Annotated in this window: 12 protein-coding genes; 4 read left to right on the top strand and 8 right to left on the bottom strand. The window is 64.2% G+C overall.

The window, feature by feature from the left end:
• Positions 1–32: 32 nt before the first annotated feature.
• From EWM63_RS14700 to EWM63_RS14690, 3 genes are all read right to left on the bottom strand, one after another.
• Positions 33–1,730 carry a long-chain fatty acid--CoA ligase gene (locus EWM63_RS14700; RefSeq protein ID WP_130187191.1) on the bottom strand — a complete coding sequence of 566 codons (1,698 nt, stop codon included), beginning with the start codon at positions 1,728–1,730 and terminating at the stop codon, positions 33–35.
• A 267-nt stretch (positions 1,731–1,997) separates the two neighbouring features.
• The gene (locus EWM63_RS14695; protein WP_130187190.1) at positions 1,998–3,131 is read right to left on the bottom strand and encodes an aminopeptidase; all 1,134 of its coding nucleotides are present in this window, start codon (positions 3,129–3,131) and stop codon (positions 1,998–2,000) included.
• 9 nt (positions 3,132–3,140) lie between these two features.
• Complete coding sequence (locus EWM63_RS14690; protein WP_130187189.1) at positions 3,141–5,216, bottom strand: molybdopterin-containing oxidoreductase family protein; 2,076 nt, start codon at positions 5,214–5,216, stop codon at positions 3,141–3,143.
• Between the two features lie 191 nt (positions 5,217–5,407).
• On the opposite strand from EWM63_RS14690, the gene EWM63_RS14685 reads away from it, so the two are divergent.
• Positions 5,408–6,601, top strand: a complete 1,194-nt coding sequence (locus EWM63_RS14685; protein ID WP_130187188.1) for a M20 aminoacylase family protein — start codon at positions 5,408–5,410, stop codon at positions 6,599–6,601.
• A 2-nt stretch (positions 6,602–6,603) separates the two neighbouring features.
• On the opposite strand, the gene EWM63_RS14680 is transcribed toward EWM63_RS14685, so the two are convergent.
• Complete coding sequence (locus EWM63_RS14680) at positions 6,604–7,506, bottom strand: NAD(P)-dependent oxidoreductase (RefSeq protein WP_130187187.1); 903 nt, start codon at positions 7,504–7,506, stop codon at positions 6,604–6,606.
• Between the two features lie 152 nt (positions 7,507–7,658).
• Between EWM63_RS14680 and EWM63_RS14675 the strand changes: the two genes are divergently transcribed.
• Positions 7,659–8,207 (top strand): acyloxyacyl hydrolase, encoded by a 549-nt coding sequence (locus EWM63_RS14675; protein ID WP_229487898.1) that lies wholly within the window; start codon positions 7,659–7,661, stop codon positions 8,205–8,207.
• Positions 8,208–8,247: 40 nt separating this feature from the next.
• Here the strand turns inward: EWM63_RS14675 and EWM63_RS31820 are convergent, their stop codons facing one another.
• The gene (locus EWM63_RS31820) at positions 8,248–8,979 is read right to left on the bottom strand and encodes an SDR family NAD(P)-dependent oxidoreductase (RefSeq protein WP_165390833.1); all 732 of its coding nucleotides are present in this window, start codon (positions 8,977–8,979) and stop codon (positions 8,248–8,250) included.
• Complete coding sequence (locus EWM63_RS31815; RefSeq protein WP_165390832.1) at positions 8,976–10,019, bottom strand: patatin-like phospholipase family protein; 1,044 nt, start codon at positions 10,017–10,019, stop codon at positions 8,976–8,978. The genes EWM63_RS31820 and EWM63_RS31815 overlap by 4 nt, the downstream gene beginning before the upstream one ends.
• Before the next feature lie 18 nt (positions 10,020–10,037).
• Between EWM63_RS31815 and EWM63_RS14665 the strand changes: the two genes are divergently transcribed.
• Both EWM63_RS14665 and EWM63_RS14660 read left to right on the top strand, forming a co-directional pair.
• The gene (locus tag EWM63_RS14665) at positions 10,038–11,255 is read left to right on the top strand and encodes a phosphatase PAP2/dual specificity phosphatase family protein (RefSeq protein ID WP_165390831.1); all 1,218 of its coding nucleotides are present in this window, start codon (positions 10,038–10,040) and stop codon (positions 11,253–11,255) included.
• The gene (locus EWM63_RS14660; RefSeq protein WP_130187185.1) at positions 11,231–11,848 is read left to right on the top strand and encodes a CDP-alcohol phosphatidyltransferase family protein; all 618 of its coding nucleotides are present in this window, start codon (positions 11,231–11,233) and stop codon (positions 11,846–11,848) included. Before EWM63_RS14665 ends, EWM63_RS14660 begins: the two co-directional genes overlap by 25 nt.
• Here the strand turns inward: EWM63_RS14660 and EWM63_RS14655 are convergent.
• Positions 11,799–13,592, bottom strand: a complete 1,794-nt coding sequence (locus EWM63_RS14655; protein ID WP_130187184.1) for a bifunctional alpha/beta hydrolase/class I SAM-dependent methyltransferase — start codon at positions 13,590–13,592, stop codon at positions 11,799–11,801. The genes EWM63_RS14660 and EWM63_RS14655 overlap by 50 nt on opposite strands.
• Positions 13,589–14,488 carry a phosphatidate cytidylyltransferase gene (locus tag EWM63_RS14650; protein ID WP_130187183.1) on the bottom strand — a complete coding sequence of 300 codons (900 nt, stop codon included), beginning with the start codon at positions 14,486–14,488 and terminating at the stop codon, positions 13,589–13,591. Before EWM63_RS14650 ends, EWM63_RS14655 begins: the two co-directional genes overlap by 4 nt.
• Positions 14,489–14,541: the final 53 nt, after the last annotated feature.

Raw genomic sequence — 14,541 nt, 5'->3', positions numbered from 1 at the left:
TTGTTATGCGGGAATGCCTTGCGGGGGCATCGTCATGCCACTTCCCGGGTGCCGGCCGTGGCCTCGTCGCGCAACACGCGCCGCAGGATCTTGCCGACATTCGTTTTCGGGAGTTCGTCGCGGAACTCGATGTATTTCGGCTTCTTGTAGCCGGTCAGGTTTTCCTTGCAATAAGCCATCAGCGCTTCGACGGTCAGTTGCGGATCCTTGCGCACGACATACAGCTTGACCGCCTCGCCGGAGTGCGCGTCCGGCACGCCGACGCAGGCCACCTCGAGGACGCCAGGGTGCGCGGCCACCACGGCTTCGAGCTCGTTCGGATAGACATTGAAGCCCGAGACCAGGATCATATCCTTCTTGCGGTCGACGATCTTCACATATCCGCGTTCGTCCATCACGCCCACGTCGCCGGATTTGAAGTAGCCGTCGGCCGTCATCACCTTGGCCGTTTCCTCCGGCCGGTTCCAGTAGCCGACCATGACCTGCGGGCCGCGGATGGCGATTTCGCCCGGCTGGCCCAGCGCCACTTCGTTGCCGTCGTCATCGAGGATCGTTACGTCGGTCGACGGAATCGGCAAGCCGATCGTGCCGGAAAACGCGGTGCTGTCGGAACGGTTGCAGGTGGCCACGGGCGCCGTTTCCGACAGGCCGTAGCCCTCGATGATCGCCACGCCGGTCGCCTTCAGCCACTTGTCGTTGACGGCCTGCTGCACGGCCATGCCACCGCCGTTGGCGATCTTGAGGCCCGAGAAATCGAGATGATGGAAATCGGGATGGTTCACCAGCGCGTTGTACAGCGTGTTCACGGCCGGCAGCATGTTGAACTTGTACTTGGCCAGTTCCTTGATGAAACCGCCGATGTCGCGCGGGTTCGGGATCAGGATGTTCAGCGCGCCCATGCGCATGCCCCACATGGCGCACGCCGTCAGCGCGAAGATGTGGTACAGCGGCAGCGCGCACACGATCGAGAGTTCCGCGACGCGGGGCTCCTTCGCCAGGCCGGGTTGCGACCACGCCTCCACCTGCAGCACGTTGGCGATCACGTTCCGGTGCGTCAGCGTGGCGCCTTTCGAGACACCGGTGGTGCCGCCGGTGTACTGCAGGAAGGCCACGTCGTCATGCGTGATTTCCACCGGCGTCAGCTTCATGCCCGATGCGTGCGACAGTGCTTCCTTGAAGCGCACGGCGTTCGGCAGTGAATACGCTGGCACCAGCTTTTTCACGTTGCGCACGACGAAATCGACCACCAGGCCCTTGGCCATGCCCAGCATCTCGCCCATGCTGGCCACGATGATGTGCTTGACGGCCGTGCGGCCCACCACCTGCTCGAGCGTGTGGGCAAAGTTTTCCAGGATGACGATGGCTTCCGCACCCGAGTCGGCCAACTGGTGTTCCAGCTCGCGCGGCGTGTACAGCGGATTGACGTTGACCACCGTATAGCCGGCACGCAGCACGGCCGCCAGCGCGACCGGGTATTGCAGCACGTTCGGCATCATCAGCGCCACGCGCGCGCCCGGCTTCATACCGCGGCTCTGCAGCCAGGCGCCGATGCGCTTCGAGTGCGTATCGAGCTCGCCGAAGGTGATGTGCTTGTCCATGCACACGAACGCCTTGCGGTCCGCATACTTCTGGAACGATTCCTCCAGCAGGTGTACCAGCGAGCGGTACTGGTTCGGATCGATCTCGGCAGGAACGCCGGATGGGTACGACTTCAACCAGATCTTGTCCATGCTGTGCCTCTTGTCTCCGTTTTATTGCAGGGCTATCGTGGCTCGCCCCGCTGTCATGGGCCGCCGGCTGCACAGGGCTGGCGGGCTGTCGCGGTGTCGACTTCCAAAAAACGAACGCTCGTACTATCTGCGCGCTAAGATGCTATCGGCAGGCAGGGCCGTATGCAAGCGCTTTTTGCGGCTTTCCATGGCCGCGGAAAGCCGCGCACGGGTGAAGCAGCCTGCGGCGGCGCAGCATCGTGCGCCGGATTACAGCGGATACGGGCGTCAGTGGCCGCCGGCGGTTTCCGCCTGCTTTTCTGCCACGACCGTCACGGCCGGAGTGGGCGCCGCCGCACGCGCAAGCTCGGCCAGCCGTTCGCTGCGCTCCACGGATGGCAGGTTGCTCATGCGCTGCACCGCAGCATAAAAGCGCGGGAACGTTTTTTCCTGGGCCAGCAACGCCTTGAACCCGGGCAGAAGATCATTATAGGTGGCCACGGCGGCCAGGTGGGCATTCGTCAGCTTCTCGGCAAAGAACCGGTCGTAGCCGGCATAGCCGCCCCAGTTCGCCTTGAGCACGCCATATTCCCTGTGCAGGGAGGCAAAGATGCGCGCTTTTTCCTCGCGCTTCTTTTTGGTGCTGGCCTTGCTGGCATACAGCTCGGAGAGCATCTGGCGGTGCTTGACCAGCAGCGCCAGGAATTCCTTGCGGCGCATGCTGTAGCGGACATACGCTTCGCGCATCGCCTCGTTGCCGTACAGCTCGAGCCAGCGGTCGACGCCCGCTTCCTCGACGGCCGATGCAAACGCTTCATTGAAGCGGGAATCGCCCGGAACGTACACGACCTGGTGGGCCAGTTCGTGGAACACCATGCGGGCCAGTTCGGCGTCGGAATAATTGATGAAGGTGGACAGCAGCGGATCGCTGAACCAGCCCAGCGTGGAATAGGCGGGAACGCCGCCGACCTGCACGTCGTCGCCTTCCTTGCGCAGTTCTTCGGCATACGCCATCGCATCTTCCTTGCTGTAGTAGCCGCGATAGGCCACGCAGCCGGCGATCGGGAAGCACCACTGGATGGGACGCAGGGAAAGCTCGGGCGTGGCAACCACGTTCCACAGCACGAAGGGGCGGTTCAGGGCAGCGTATTGCTTGTAGCTGGCGTTATCCGGCAAGCCCAGTTCGCGCACGGCGAACTTGCGGATCGTGACCGCCTTTTCCAGGCGGGCACGCAGTTTCGGTTCGGTATTGGGATCGCCCAGCCAGTCATCGACTGAGCGCGAATCGGACCAGAGCGAATACTGGCCCTGCGCCGCCTGGAAGTAGTACTTGACCTGGGCGCAACCGGCCAGCACGGCCGCACACGAAAGCCCTGCCAGGAGGTACTTGGCACGTATTTTTAAACGGGCAATCTTGCGCATACTTCCTACTCATGAGACACGTTCGACTTGAACCAGTGTATCGTAAAAAGTCGGCGCGCGGCCCATGTCGGTCAGGCGCTGGCTGGTCACTTCATTGGCATTCTTGCCATCGCGCGCAAGCTTTTTCCACCAGATCGACAGGCCCACCACGAGGCCTTTCCGCGCCTTTTCCGTGACCCGGGCCTTGCATACGAACGAGCCACGATCGTTGAAGATGCGCACCATATCGCCGTGATTGATGGCACGTGTTGTTGCATCGTCAGGATGGATGTCGAGCTGCGGTTCCCCCTCCGTCGCGCGCAGGCTTTGCACATTGACAAAGGTGGAGTTCAGGAAGTTGCGCGCCGGTGGAGATATCATCGCCAGCGGGTATTTTGCCGCCAGATCAGGGGTAGATGACGCGGATTCGTAGTTTTCGATATAGGCTGGCAGAGGGTCCAGGCCATCTGCCTGCATGGCTGCGGAAAAGAACTCACATTTCCCTGAAGGTGTGGGGAATTTACCATAGGCAAATGGTGCAGCGGGCATGTTCAGCTTTTCCCAGCCCTTCTTCTTCAACGACTCCCAATCGAAGTGAATGGATCTTGCGTCATCTTTCCGGAACGCCTTGGATGCCAATTCATCATCGGTCTCGGCAAAGCAGGGGTCCGTGAACCCCATGCGGGCGGCCAGCAAGCGGAAGATTTCCGTGTTCGGCTTTGCCTCGCCCAGCGGCGCGATGGCCGGATTGTTGGCCATCATGTACAGGTGGCCATAGGCCAGGTGGGCGTCCGCGTGCTCCAGTTGCGTGGTGGCGGGCAGCACGATGTCCGCGTAGTCCACGGTATCGGTCTGGAACTGTTCCAGCACCACCGTGAACAGGTCTTCACGCGCGAAACCCGCCTGGACTTTCGATGAATCCGGCGCCACCGCCACGGGATTCGAGTTGTAGACGATGACGGCATCCACCCGCGGGCCGAACGCCGGCGACGCGGGGCGCAGCAGGTCGTCGCCGATCGTCGTCATGTTGATCGTGCGGACCAGTTTCTTCAGCAGGTCCGGGCGCTGGAGCGCCGGCTTGTTGGTGGGGAAGGAGCCCGACGTGGACAACTGGATGCCGCCGGCCGCGTGCCGCCATGCGCCAACGAGCGCCGGCAGGCAGGCGATATTGCGCACCGCCATGCCGCCGCCGCGCACCCGCTGCACGCCGTAGTTGACGCGGATCGCCACCGGTTCCCCTGCCCGCGCTGTCTGGCCGTACAGGCGCGCCAGTTCCAGCACCTGCTCTTCCGGAATACCACAGGTGGCCGCCGTGCGCGCGGGTGTCCACTCGGCTGCGCGCTCCTTCAACTGTTCGTAGCCCAGCGTGTATTGCGCGATGTAGTCATCGTCGACCAGGTTCTCGGCAATCAGCACGTGCATCATGCCCAGCGCCAGCGCGGCATCGGTGCCGGGCATCGGCGCGATGTGCAGATGGCATTTCTCGGCCGTCAGCGAGCGGTAGGGATCGATCGCCACCAGTTTCGCGCCGCGCCGCTTTGCTTCCTGTGCGCGCATCCAGAAATGCAGGTTCGATGCGATCGGGTTGCCACCCCAGATCAGGATCACTTTCGCATCCTGGAACTGTTCGAGATCGGTGCCGATCGAGCCGCCGATCGTGTACTTGTAACCGGTGAAACCGGCCATCGCGCAGATCGTGCGGTCCAGCAGCGAGGCGCCCAGCTGGTGGAAGAAGCGCGACGACATCGACTCGCCCTGCAGCAGGCCCATCGTGCCGCAATAGCTATAGGGCAGGATGGCTTCCGGCGCGCTCTCCGCCAGTGGCTTCAGCCGCGCGGCGATCTCGTCCAGGGCGTCATTCCAGCTGATGCGCTCGAATTTTCCTTCCCCCTTCTTGCCAACCCGGCGCAGCGGATACAGCAGGCGGTCCGGCGAATAGGTGCGTTCGGCATAGCGCGACACCTTGGTGCACAGCACACCGGCCGTGGTGGGGTGATCGGGATCGCCCTTGATCTCGGTGGCGACGCCGTTTTCAACGGTGACGAGAATGGCGCAGGTATCGGGGCAGTCGTGCGGACAGGCGGCACGCACTTGGGTGGCGGTCATGGGAGGGAGGCAAGACAATGAAGAACAATCCGCTATCGTAAACCATCTGCCGGGCCTTTGCGGCGGCCCCGCACGGGTGGCCGCGGGACCGTTACAAAGGCTACAATGTTCCTTTGCTCATTGGCTTGTTACTGGCGTGTTTCGACGTACACGCCCCGACCCGGGGCCGCAAAGAATAACTGGAGAGCCGAATGAAACTTGTAGAACCGATCATTGCGTTTCAATCCGCGCTGCAGGAAATCCGCCGCGACCTGCACGCCCATCCCGAACTCTCCTACGAGGAAGTGCGCACCGCCGACGCGGTGGCCGCCAGACTCGCCGAATGGGGCATCCCCGTGGTGCGGGGCCTTGGCGTGACGGGCCTCGTGGGCATCATCAGGAACGGCACCTCGGACCGCGCGATCGGCCTGCGTGCCGACATGGATGCGCTGCCGATGCAGGAAGTGAACACCTTCCCGCACGCCTCGCGCCACCCCGGCAAGATGCACGCGTGCGGCCACGACGGCCACACGGCAATGCTGCTGGGCGCGGCCTGGCACCTGGCGCGGCAGCGCAATTTCGACGGCACGGTCTACCTCGTGTTCCAGCCCGCCGAGGAAGGTGGTGCCGGTGCGCGCGCGATGATCGAGGACGGCCTGTTCGAACGCTTTCCGATGGAAGCCATCTACGGCATGCACAACTGGCCCGGCTATGCGGCCGGCACGATGAATGTGTGCACGGGGCCAATGATGGCGTCGTCGAATGAATTCCACGTGACGGTGCGCGGCAAGGGCGCGCATGCGGCCCAGCCGCACAAGGGCATCGATCCCGTGATGATCGCGGTACAGATCGCCCAGGCGTGGCAGACGATCATCACGCGCAACAAGAGCCCGCTGGACACGGCCGTGCTGTCGATCACGCAGATCCACGCCGGCAGCGCCACCAACGTGATCCCCGACACGGCGCAGCTGGTGGGCACCGTGCGCACGTTCACCACGCCGGTGCTGGACCTGGTCGAGCAGCGCATGCGGACGCTGGCCGAGGGCATTGCCGCCGCGTTCGAGGCCGAAGTGGATTTCCACTTCAAGCGCAACTATCCGCCGCTCGTCAACCACGAGAAGGAAACCGCGTTTGCCGTCGACGTGATGAAGGCCGTGGTGGGCGAGCAGAACGTGGATGCCAACGCCGAGCCGACGATGGGCGCCGAGGATTTCGCCTTCTTCCTGCAGGAAAAGCCCGGCTGTTACATCTTCATCGGCAACGGCGATGGCGACCACCGCGCGGGCGGCCATGGCCTGGGGCCATGCGTGCTGCACAATGGCAGCTACGATTTCAACGACAACCTTCTTCCAGTCGGTGCCAGCTTCTGGGTGCGGCTGGTGGAAACGGCGTTACCTTTGCGTTAAATTCACGGTAACTGGTCCGGAGCGTCGCCCACGCGCTGGCCGTCGTTCAGGCGCTCCAGCGCCAGCAGCGCGGCCGAGTGATCGGCTTGCGGATACACGTCCCGGATGGATTCATAGCGTTCCGTCACCAGGCTGGTGACGGGCAGCGCGATGCCTGCCGCCGCCGCCGCGGCAAGGATGTTGTGCTGGTCTTTCAACTGCGTCGTCACCTGCCCGCCCGGCAGGAAATTCCGGTCGAGCATGCGCTGGCCATGCACCTCGAGGATGCGGCTCTCGGCAAAACCGCCTCGGATTGCCGCCCGCACCGCGGTGGGGTCGGCACCCGCGGCCTGCGCCAGCAGCAGCGCCTCCGCCACGATATTGATCGTGCCGCCGACGATCAGCTGGTTGCACAGCTTCGATACCTGGCCCGCGCCGGCCGGGCCCACGCGGGTGACACGGCCCATCGCTTCGAACACGGGCCGGGCATACTCGATATCGGCCTCGGTGCCGCCGGCCATGATCGCCAGCGTTCCCGCCTGTGCGCCACCAACGCCGCCGGAGACGGGCGCGTCGACGAAGCGGCAGCCGGCCGCCTGCAGGCGGGCATGGAATTCCTGGGCTTCCGACTGGCGCGTGGAACTCATGTCGATCCACAGCGTGCCTTGCCGGAGCGCCGGCAGTGCGTCATCGATGACCGCGCCGACCACCGGGCCGGCTTCCAGCATCGAGATGACGATATCGGCGTCGCGCACCGCGTCTTCCAGGTTCGGCACGGCAATGGCGCCATCCGATGCAAGCCGCTCGGCCTTGCTGAAGGTACGATTCCAGGCGCTGACCGGGAGCCCTGCCGCGAGCAGGCGCCGCACCATGGGCTCTCCCATCAAGCCGATACCGAGAAAAGCGATTTTCGTGAAGAATTCCATGTTTATTGTTGCTCCGTAGTTTGCATTTTTATAACGATCCGACATCGATTTTCCGTTTGGATGCCCTTCAGCTTAAATCTGCCGAGCCCGCTACAATAGCCGGATTGCCGTATCGATTATGTATACAGCATGTCACTTGAGAGAACAGGAACATGAAAAAAATGATCGCGGCCGTGGCCGCACTGATGGCGGCGCAAGCCGCATTCGCGGCCGATGGCCAACTGATCGATGGCGTGTATGGCGAAGCCGCCACCGCCTCGAAAATCCGCATGGCGCGCGTGGGCGTGACCAAGGACTGGAACCCGAACTGGAGCTGGTTCGATTCCGGCAACACGCACCTGACCGGATATTGGGACGCGAGCGCCGGCTATTGGCAGGGCCGCCAGTACAAGAACGTGCCGGGCGACAAGCAGCACATCGTGGACATCGGCTTCACCCCGGTCTTCCGTTTTGAAAACAAGAACAAGCTGGGTTTCTATGCCGAGATCGGCATTGGCGCGCACTTGATGTCCGAAACCTATAACAACAACGATGACCGCCTGTCGACGGCATTCCAGTTCGGCGACCACATCGGCGTGGGCTATGTCTTCAACAAGAACTGGGAAGTGGCGGTGAAGATGCAGCACTTCTCGAATGGCAGCATCAAGAAGCCGAACAGCGGCGTCGATTATGGCGTGGTGAAACTGGCCTACCGGTTCTGATCCGTTACCGGCGTAGCCGAAGCCCGCCTTGCGCGGGCTTTTATTTTTTGCGCAGGCTTTGCAATGGCCGCGGCAGCCAGTTGAACAGCCGGATCAGCATATGCAGTTGCCACGGGAAGACGCAGCGCGCATCGCGCCGGGCGATGGCGGCGGCGATGTGACGCACTGCCTGCGCTTCCGTTTGCAGGAATGGCTTGCGGCGCGCATCGCCGCCATTCAGTTCGCGCAGGCGGGCCGTGTCGACATAACCGGGCACGATGACCGTGACGGCAATGCCGAACGGTGCCAGCGCCTTGCGGAACGTGTCGCAGATGGCGATGGCGGCGCGCTTGCTGGCGCTGTACAGCGAGGCGCCGGGATAGTCCTTCAGCAGCCCGGCGATGGAAGCGATGGCAACCAGGTGCCCCTGCCCCTGCCGGCGCATGTGGCGGCCGCCGATGTCGAACGCGTCGTACAGGCCGCCGACGTTCGTGCCCAGCACCGGCAGCGTCGCTTCCGGGTCGGCGGCGATGGCCGCCGCATCCGTGTAGTGGCCGGCGGTGACGATCAGCAGGTCGATCGGACCGAAGTCACGCATGACGCGTTCGAGTGCCGCCCTGTCGGTGATGTCGACTTCCTCGATGCGCACCCGCGCGTGGCCGGCAAGCGGATGGCCGGCCATGCGCGACGCATCGCGGCCGCACAGTGCCAGTGTGGCGCCCTGCCCGGCATAGTGTTCGGCCAGCGCGAGGCCGATGCCGCGGGTGCCGCCGATGATCATGATTCGTTTCATGCGCGCTGCCCTTGTGTGAAGGCGGCAAGGCCTTTCGTATAGCCATACCGCCACTGCGCGTCGACCTGGGCGCGGTAGTTGTCGTAGCTGGAAGGAGCGACCAGCCACAGGCGGTTTTCCTGCCAGCGGATTGCCTTCTTCAGGCCCTGCCCGCGCAGTGCCTGTGCCATGTCCGAGGTATCGATCCACACATCGGCGCGCTGCTCGTGCACCGCGCGCAACCGGGCAGCGCCATCGATACCCAGCACCGCGCGCCATGCCGGCGCGACCAGCCATGGATCGGGATGCCCCTTGCGTTCCATTGCCACGCTGGCGGCCAGGCGCCGCGCCAGTTCGATCGGAAACAGGTCGATCACGCCCCCCGTGTAATGGCTTCCCGCATGCTGATGGCAGCGGAAATAAAACATGTCCGACAGCGAAGTGCGCACCGCGTCTTCCAGCGGCATCGCACTGTCGACCTGCAGCAGCGGAGCGATCGCCCCATCGCTCCAGCGCGGATCGGCGGCCGGCGCGGCGGCACCGTCGAGCAGGCTGGCCACGCGGGCGCCGCCGAACACGGTTTCCGCGAACAGCATGCGCGCGCCACGCGCCTGGCCCACGTCTTCGGGGCCGAACAGCATCTTGCCGCCGACGATCGCCACGGCCGGTTCCAGGCGGCCCGATGCGGGCGGCAATGGCGCGCGGGCAGGCAGGTCGAACAGGTAATCGTCGAACAGGTCGGGAATGGCGGGAACCGGTGCGCGGTGCAACCAGCGCCGCACCGCGCGGCCCAGCATCGGCAACGGCGCCGCCCGCGCGGTGGATTGCAGGCCGGCGAGGAACGCGTGGACTTCGCGCGACGCCAGCCATGCCTTGCGCGCTGGGGCATCCGGCAGGCGTGCGATCGCGGCGGCCGCCACGGCGCCGCCGCAACTGGCCAGCAGCAGGTCCGGCGCATGGCCTGTCTCTTCGGCTGCCGCATGGATCCCGAGGTAATAGCCGAAGCGGAATCCGCCGCCGGCCATGACCAGGCAACGCTCGTATTGATGCGTGTTCTCCATGCCCTGCATAATGCCCAAATGCGATTTCCACGACAAGCCACAGCCCCATCGATCGGGGCCCGTGCCGGCCGCCTGCTGCTCAACTGGCTGGTGTTCGGCCTGTGCTACCCACTCAGCCACGTGATCGCCGCGCGCCTGCCGGCGCAGCACAGCGTGGCATTGCCATTCGATGCCGCCGTGCCCTTCTGGCCCTGGATGATCGTTCCCTATGCCACCTCGACGGTTTTTTTCGTGCTGGTCTTCATGCTGGCGCCAGGCGCCGAACAATTGCGCGTGACGAGCCGGCGCATGATGCTGGCGACGGTGACGGCGGCATTGATCTTCGCAATCTATCCAGCCCGGTTCACGCTGGCGCGCCCGGCCCTCGATGATCCGTTGCTGGCGGCGGCGTATGGCTTCCTCGACATCGTGGACCAGCCCTATAACCAGCTGCCGTCGCTGCACGTGGCCTACTGCCTGCTGTTCTGGCTGGCCTTGCGCGCGCAACTGGCCGGCTGGCGGCGCATCCTGGTGGCGGGCTGGCTGGTGCTCGTGGCGGCAAGCACGCTGCTCACCTGGCAGCACCATGCGGCCGACGTGGCGGCGGGCCTGCTGCTCGGTGCCGCCGTGGCGTGGCTCGTACAACCCGGTGAAACCCGGCGCTGGACGGTCGCCTTTTATTACATGATCGCCGCCGGCGTTACGCTGCACGTGGGCTGGTTCGTGCTGGGCAGCTGGATCGCCCTGTATGCCGTGGCATGCCTGCTGCTGGTGGCGCTGGCCTACGCGCGGCGCGATACCCGGTTCCTGGGCAAGCGCGACGGCCGCCATTCGATCATGGCATGGCTGCTGTACTGGCCTTATCTCGCGGGCTATTGGCTGACATGGCTGCTGGTGCGCGTGCGCGAACGGGGCCGCGACGCGTTCGTCCAGCATTCGCCGGGATTGTTCGTGGGCCGTCGCCTGTCCGCCCTGGAAGCCCGGCGCCTGCCTGCCGATTGCTGCGTGATCGACCTGTCGCCGGAATTGCCCGAAGCCGCTGCCCTGCGAGGCATGCGCTATCACCATGCGCCGTTACTCGACCTGCACGCGCCGCGGCCATCGCAGATACGGCCCATCCTGGCACTGGTGGCGGCGCAACGCCAACAGGGCCGTGCCGTTTTCATCCACTGCGCGATGGGTTACAGTCGCAGCCGTTTCATCGCTCGCCTCCATGCAAGGAATTACCAACGATGGCTTTCTCGATCTACGAATTGAAACCCCGCTTCCAGCAACTGCTGCGGCCTTTGCTGTCTTCGCTCGCCCGCGCGGGCATCACGCCGAACCAGGTGACGCTGGCGGCGATGTTCCTTTCCTGCGCTTATGGCGCGGCGCTCGCACTCGACCCAGGCAACGCGGCCCTGTGGTACGGCTTGCCGGCATTCCTGCTGCTGCGGATGGCGTTGAACGCCATCGACGGCATGCTGGCGACCGCCACCGGCAACAAGACCAGCCTGGGCGCCGTGCTCAACGAGATGTGCGACCAGGTCTCCGATGCGGTGCTTTACCTGCCGTTCGCGCTGGCGGCCGGTATCTCCGCACCGCTGGTCGGCATTGTCGTAGTGCTGGCGCTGCTTGCGGAATTCGCCGGCGTGCTTGCCCAGGGCATTGGCGTGGCGCGCCGTTTCGACGGACCGATGGGCAAGAGCGACCGCGCCTTTGCGTTTGGCGTGATCGCCTTGCTGATCGGTTCCGGCACCGCGCCGGCATGGAGCAATGGCCTGCTGTGGGCGATTCTGCTGCTGTGCGTGCTGACGGTGTTCAACCGGCTGCGCCAGGCACTGCGGCTTTCCGCGCCACCGACACGGTGAAGATGCCGTCGACACCGATCAGCGTCGCGCTCTTTTCCGCGCCGGCCACGCGCACCAGCGCATCCATTTCGGCCTGCGGCCGCGGGCGCATGCGCCACTGTTCGCCGCGGTGGTTCGTCAGCGTGCCGGCGATCATCTCCACCTGGGGATGCCAGGGCTGTGCCGTGTAGATGAGATACCCGCCCGGTCGCAGGCTGGCAACGACGCCTTCCAGCGAGCGCAGCACCATGGCGTTTTCGCTGAACAGCTCATACAGGCCGGAAACGATGGCGATATCGTACTTGCCTTCCTCGCCCGCATAGCTGGCGCCATCGAAGGCATCGCGCCGGCGGCAATCCACTTTCGCCCGCAGTTGCAGGTGCGCCGCGAGGTCGCGCGCCCGGTCGACGTTGTGCTGCTCATAGTCGCAGAGCGTGACTTCGACGTCCCGGTCCTGGAAGCGCTTGACCGTTTCAAGCACATAGCGCGCGGAGCCGGCGGCGATATCGAGGATGCGCAGCGGCTCATGTACCGGATGTGCCGCGATGCGCTCGGCCAGTAACTGCTGCAGCTGCACCTTGCGCACGCGGATGCCGCGCCAGCCGACGGCATCGAGGTAGCCGCGATCCATCACTGCGCCGAACACCATCTTGCCGCCGGCCTGGTTGCGATAGACGTAGTCGAGCGATGCCCCCGAATCGAAGCCGTGTTTCAGGCCCACGCGCATGCCGTCGCTGAGTGGCCCGAACACCTTGAGCATGCGGCGCTGCAGCGCATGGGATGCGCGCGTGACGGCGCTGCCGTATTCGTCGCGCTGCAATGCCGTGTAGGCGCGGGCACTGGCGCTGTTGCTGTCTGCCGCCACGTAATACGCTGGCGACCGAGGTGCCTCGGCAAAGCATGCGGCAATGAAGTCGCGGCTCGCCTCCAGCGCGACGGAGATATCGCGCTCATAGAACACGGCGTGATAGCAGTCGGTCAGCCTGACGTACCGTTTCAGCGGCGACGACAGCCGCTCGAAGAAGGTTTTTTGCGGGCCTTCGTGGACGACGTAATCCTTGTCCGCCGCCAGCATCAGCACGGGCACGTCGATCGCGGCGGCATCGGCCACGATGCGCTCCGCGGTATCGGCAAGTTCGAGCAGGATCTGCGCCGAGATGGCCTTTGCAATCAGCGAGTCAGCCGCGTAGGCATCGGCTTCCTGCCGCGAATGCGTGAGCATGCCCGGTCGGATATAGCTCGTGACGAACAGGTCGGGCTTGAAGCGGCGTGCGAAACGCAGGGCCGGTTTCGCCAGCGGCACGTAGAGCTTGATCGCAAATGCGGCAGCCGCCATGACGAGCCCCCGGATGCGCGGCGCGTAATCATGCACCCACGTGGCAGCCACCACGGCGCCGACGCTGTTCGCGACCACCACTATGTTCTGGGGCTCGATGCCATGCCGGTGCGCGACATGGGCGACGAAGGCATCCAGGTCGTCGACCAGCGTGGCGAAGCCGGGTGCGGCGCCGCGTTCCCCCGGCGAATGCCCATGGCCGCGCGAGTCATAGGCAAACGCCCAGTCGTGCTGGCTGCCGAAGCGCTCGACCAGCGACGCGATCCTGCCCGAATGTTCGTGGCCACGGTGCAGGAACACGAGTGCACGCTGCGGTCCATCAGTGCGCGACACCTTTGGTTGCCATGCGCGATAGAACAGCCGGGTGCCATCGTTGGCGTTGAAACCAGCTTCCGAAGTGGTCCATGATGCCGGGTGTTCGCTTTTCATGAGGTGATGCCTTCCGTGGTGAGGAGCAGGATGTACAGCAGCGGTGCGGTGACGACCAGGCTGTCGATACGGTCAAGAATACCGCCGTGGCCGGGGATCAGCTGGGAAAAATCCTTGATGCCGAGGTAGCGTTTTGCCGCCGAAAACAGGAGGTCGCCGAAGAAGCCGCCCAGCGACAGCAGCACGGCATATCCGGCCATGGTGCCGGGCGATCCAAGCTGGAGGTAGCTGGCCAGTACCAGGGTAACCAGTTGCGAGACGATCACGCCACCGGCAAGGCCCTGCCATGTCTTGTTCGGGCTGATCGTCGGTGCGATCTTGCGATTGCCGAACAGTTTGCCACCGACAAACTGCCCGATATCGTTGAGAGCAGTAACGATGAAGAGGTAGAACAGCCATGCAAGGCTGGTGGCGGGGCCGGGAGGAATATCGATGAATTGCACGATCACCCAGGCCGCCGCAATCGTCAACCACGTGAGCAAATAAACGAGCGATGATTTACGGCGCCCGACTCGAAAGACGATGAATTGCACAACGATGAGTGCGGGAATCAGCACTGGCAGCGGTGTCGGCACGAGCCATTCCATGATTGCGACAGCAGCGATGGCCAGCATCGCGTTACGGCGGTAGACGGCTGGCCGCTCGTCAACATAGGGTGCCAGTTCACGGACTGCGAGCAGGCAGATCAGACCGGCAAGAAGCCAAGGGCCGGCCGGATACAACAGCAGTGCGATCGTGACGATCGGGAAGATACGCCACCATGCATTGACCTGGTTGCGCAGCGTTCCCGTGGGCGCCGCCAGGCGCTGCACAAGCAGGGAGATAATGCCGAGCAGGCCATACAGCGCCGTCATGGCGATGCTGATCTGGGAACCGGATGTCAGGAAGGGGAGCATGATCGCTCAGAATGGATGGCAAGCCTTATTATAATAAAGACATGCACTGGCTT

Source organism: Pseudoduganella lutea, from assembly GCF_004209755.1.
GTDB lineage: Bacteria > Pseudomonadota > Gammaproteobacteria > Burkholderiales > Burkholderiaceae_D > Rugamonas > Rugamonas lutea.
This window is presented reverse-complemented; position numbering and strand designations above follow the sequence as displayed.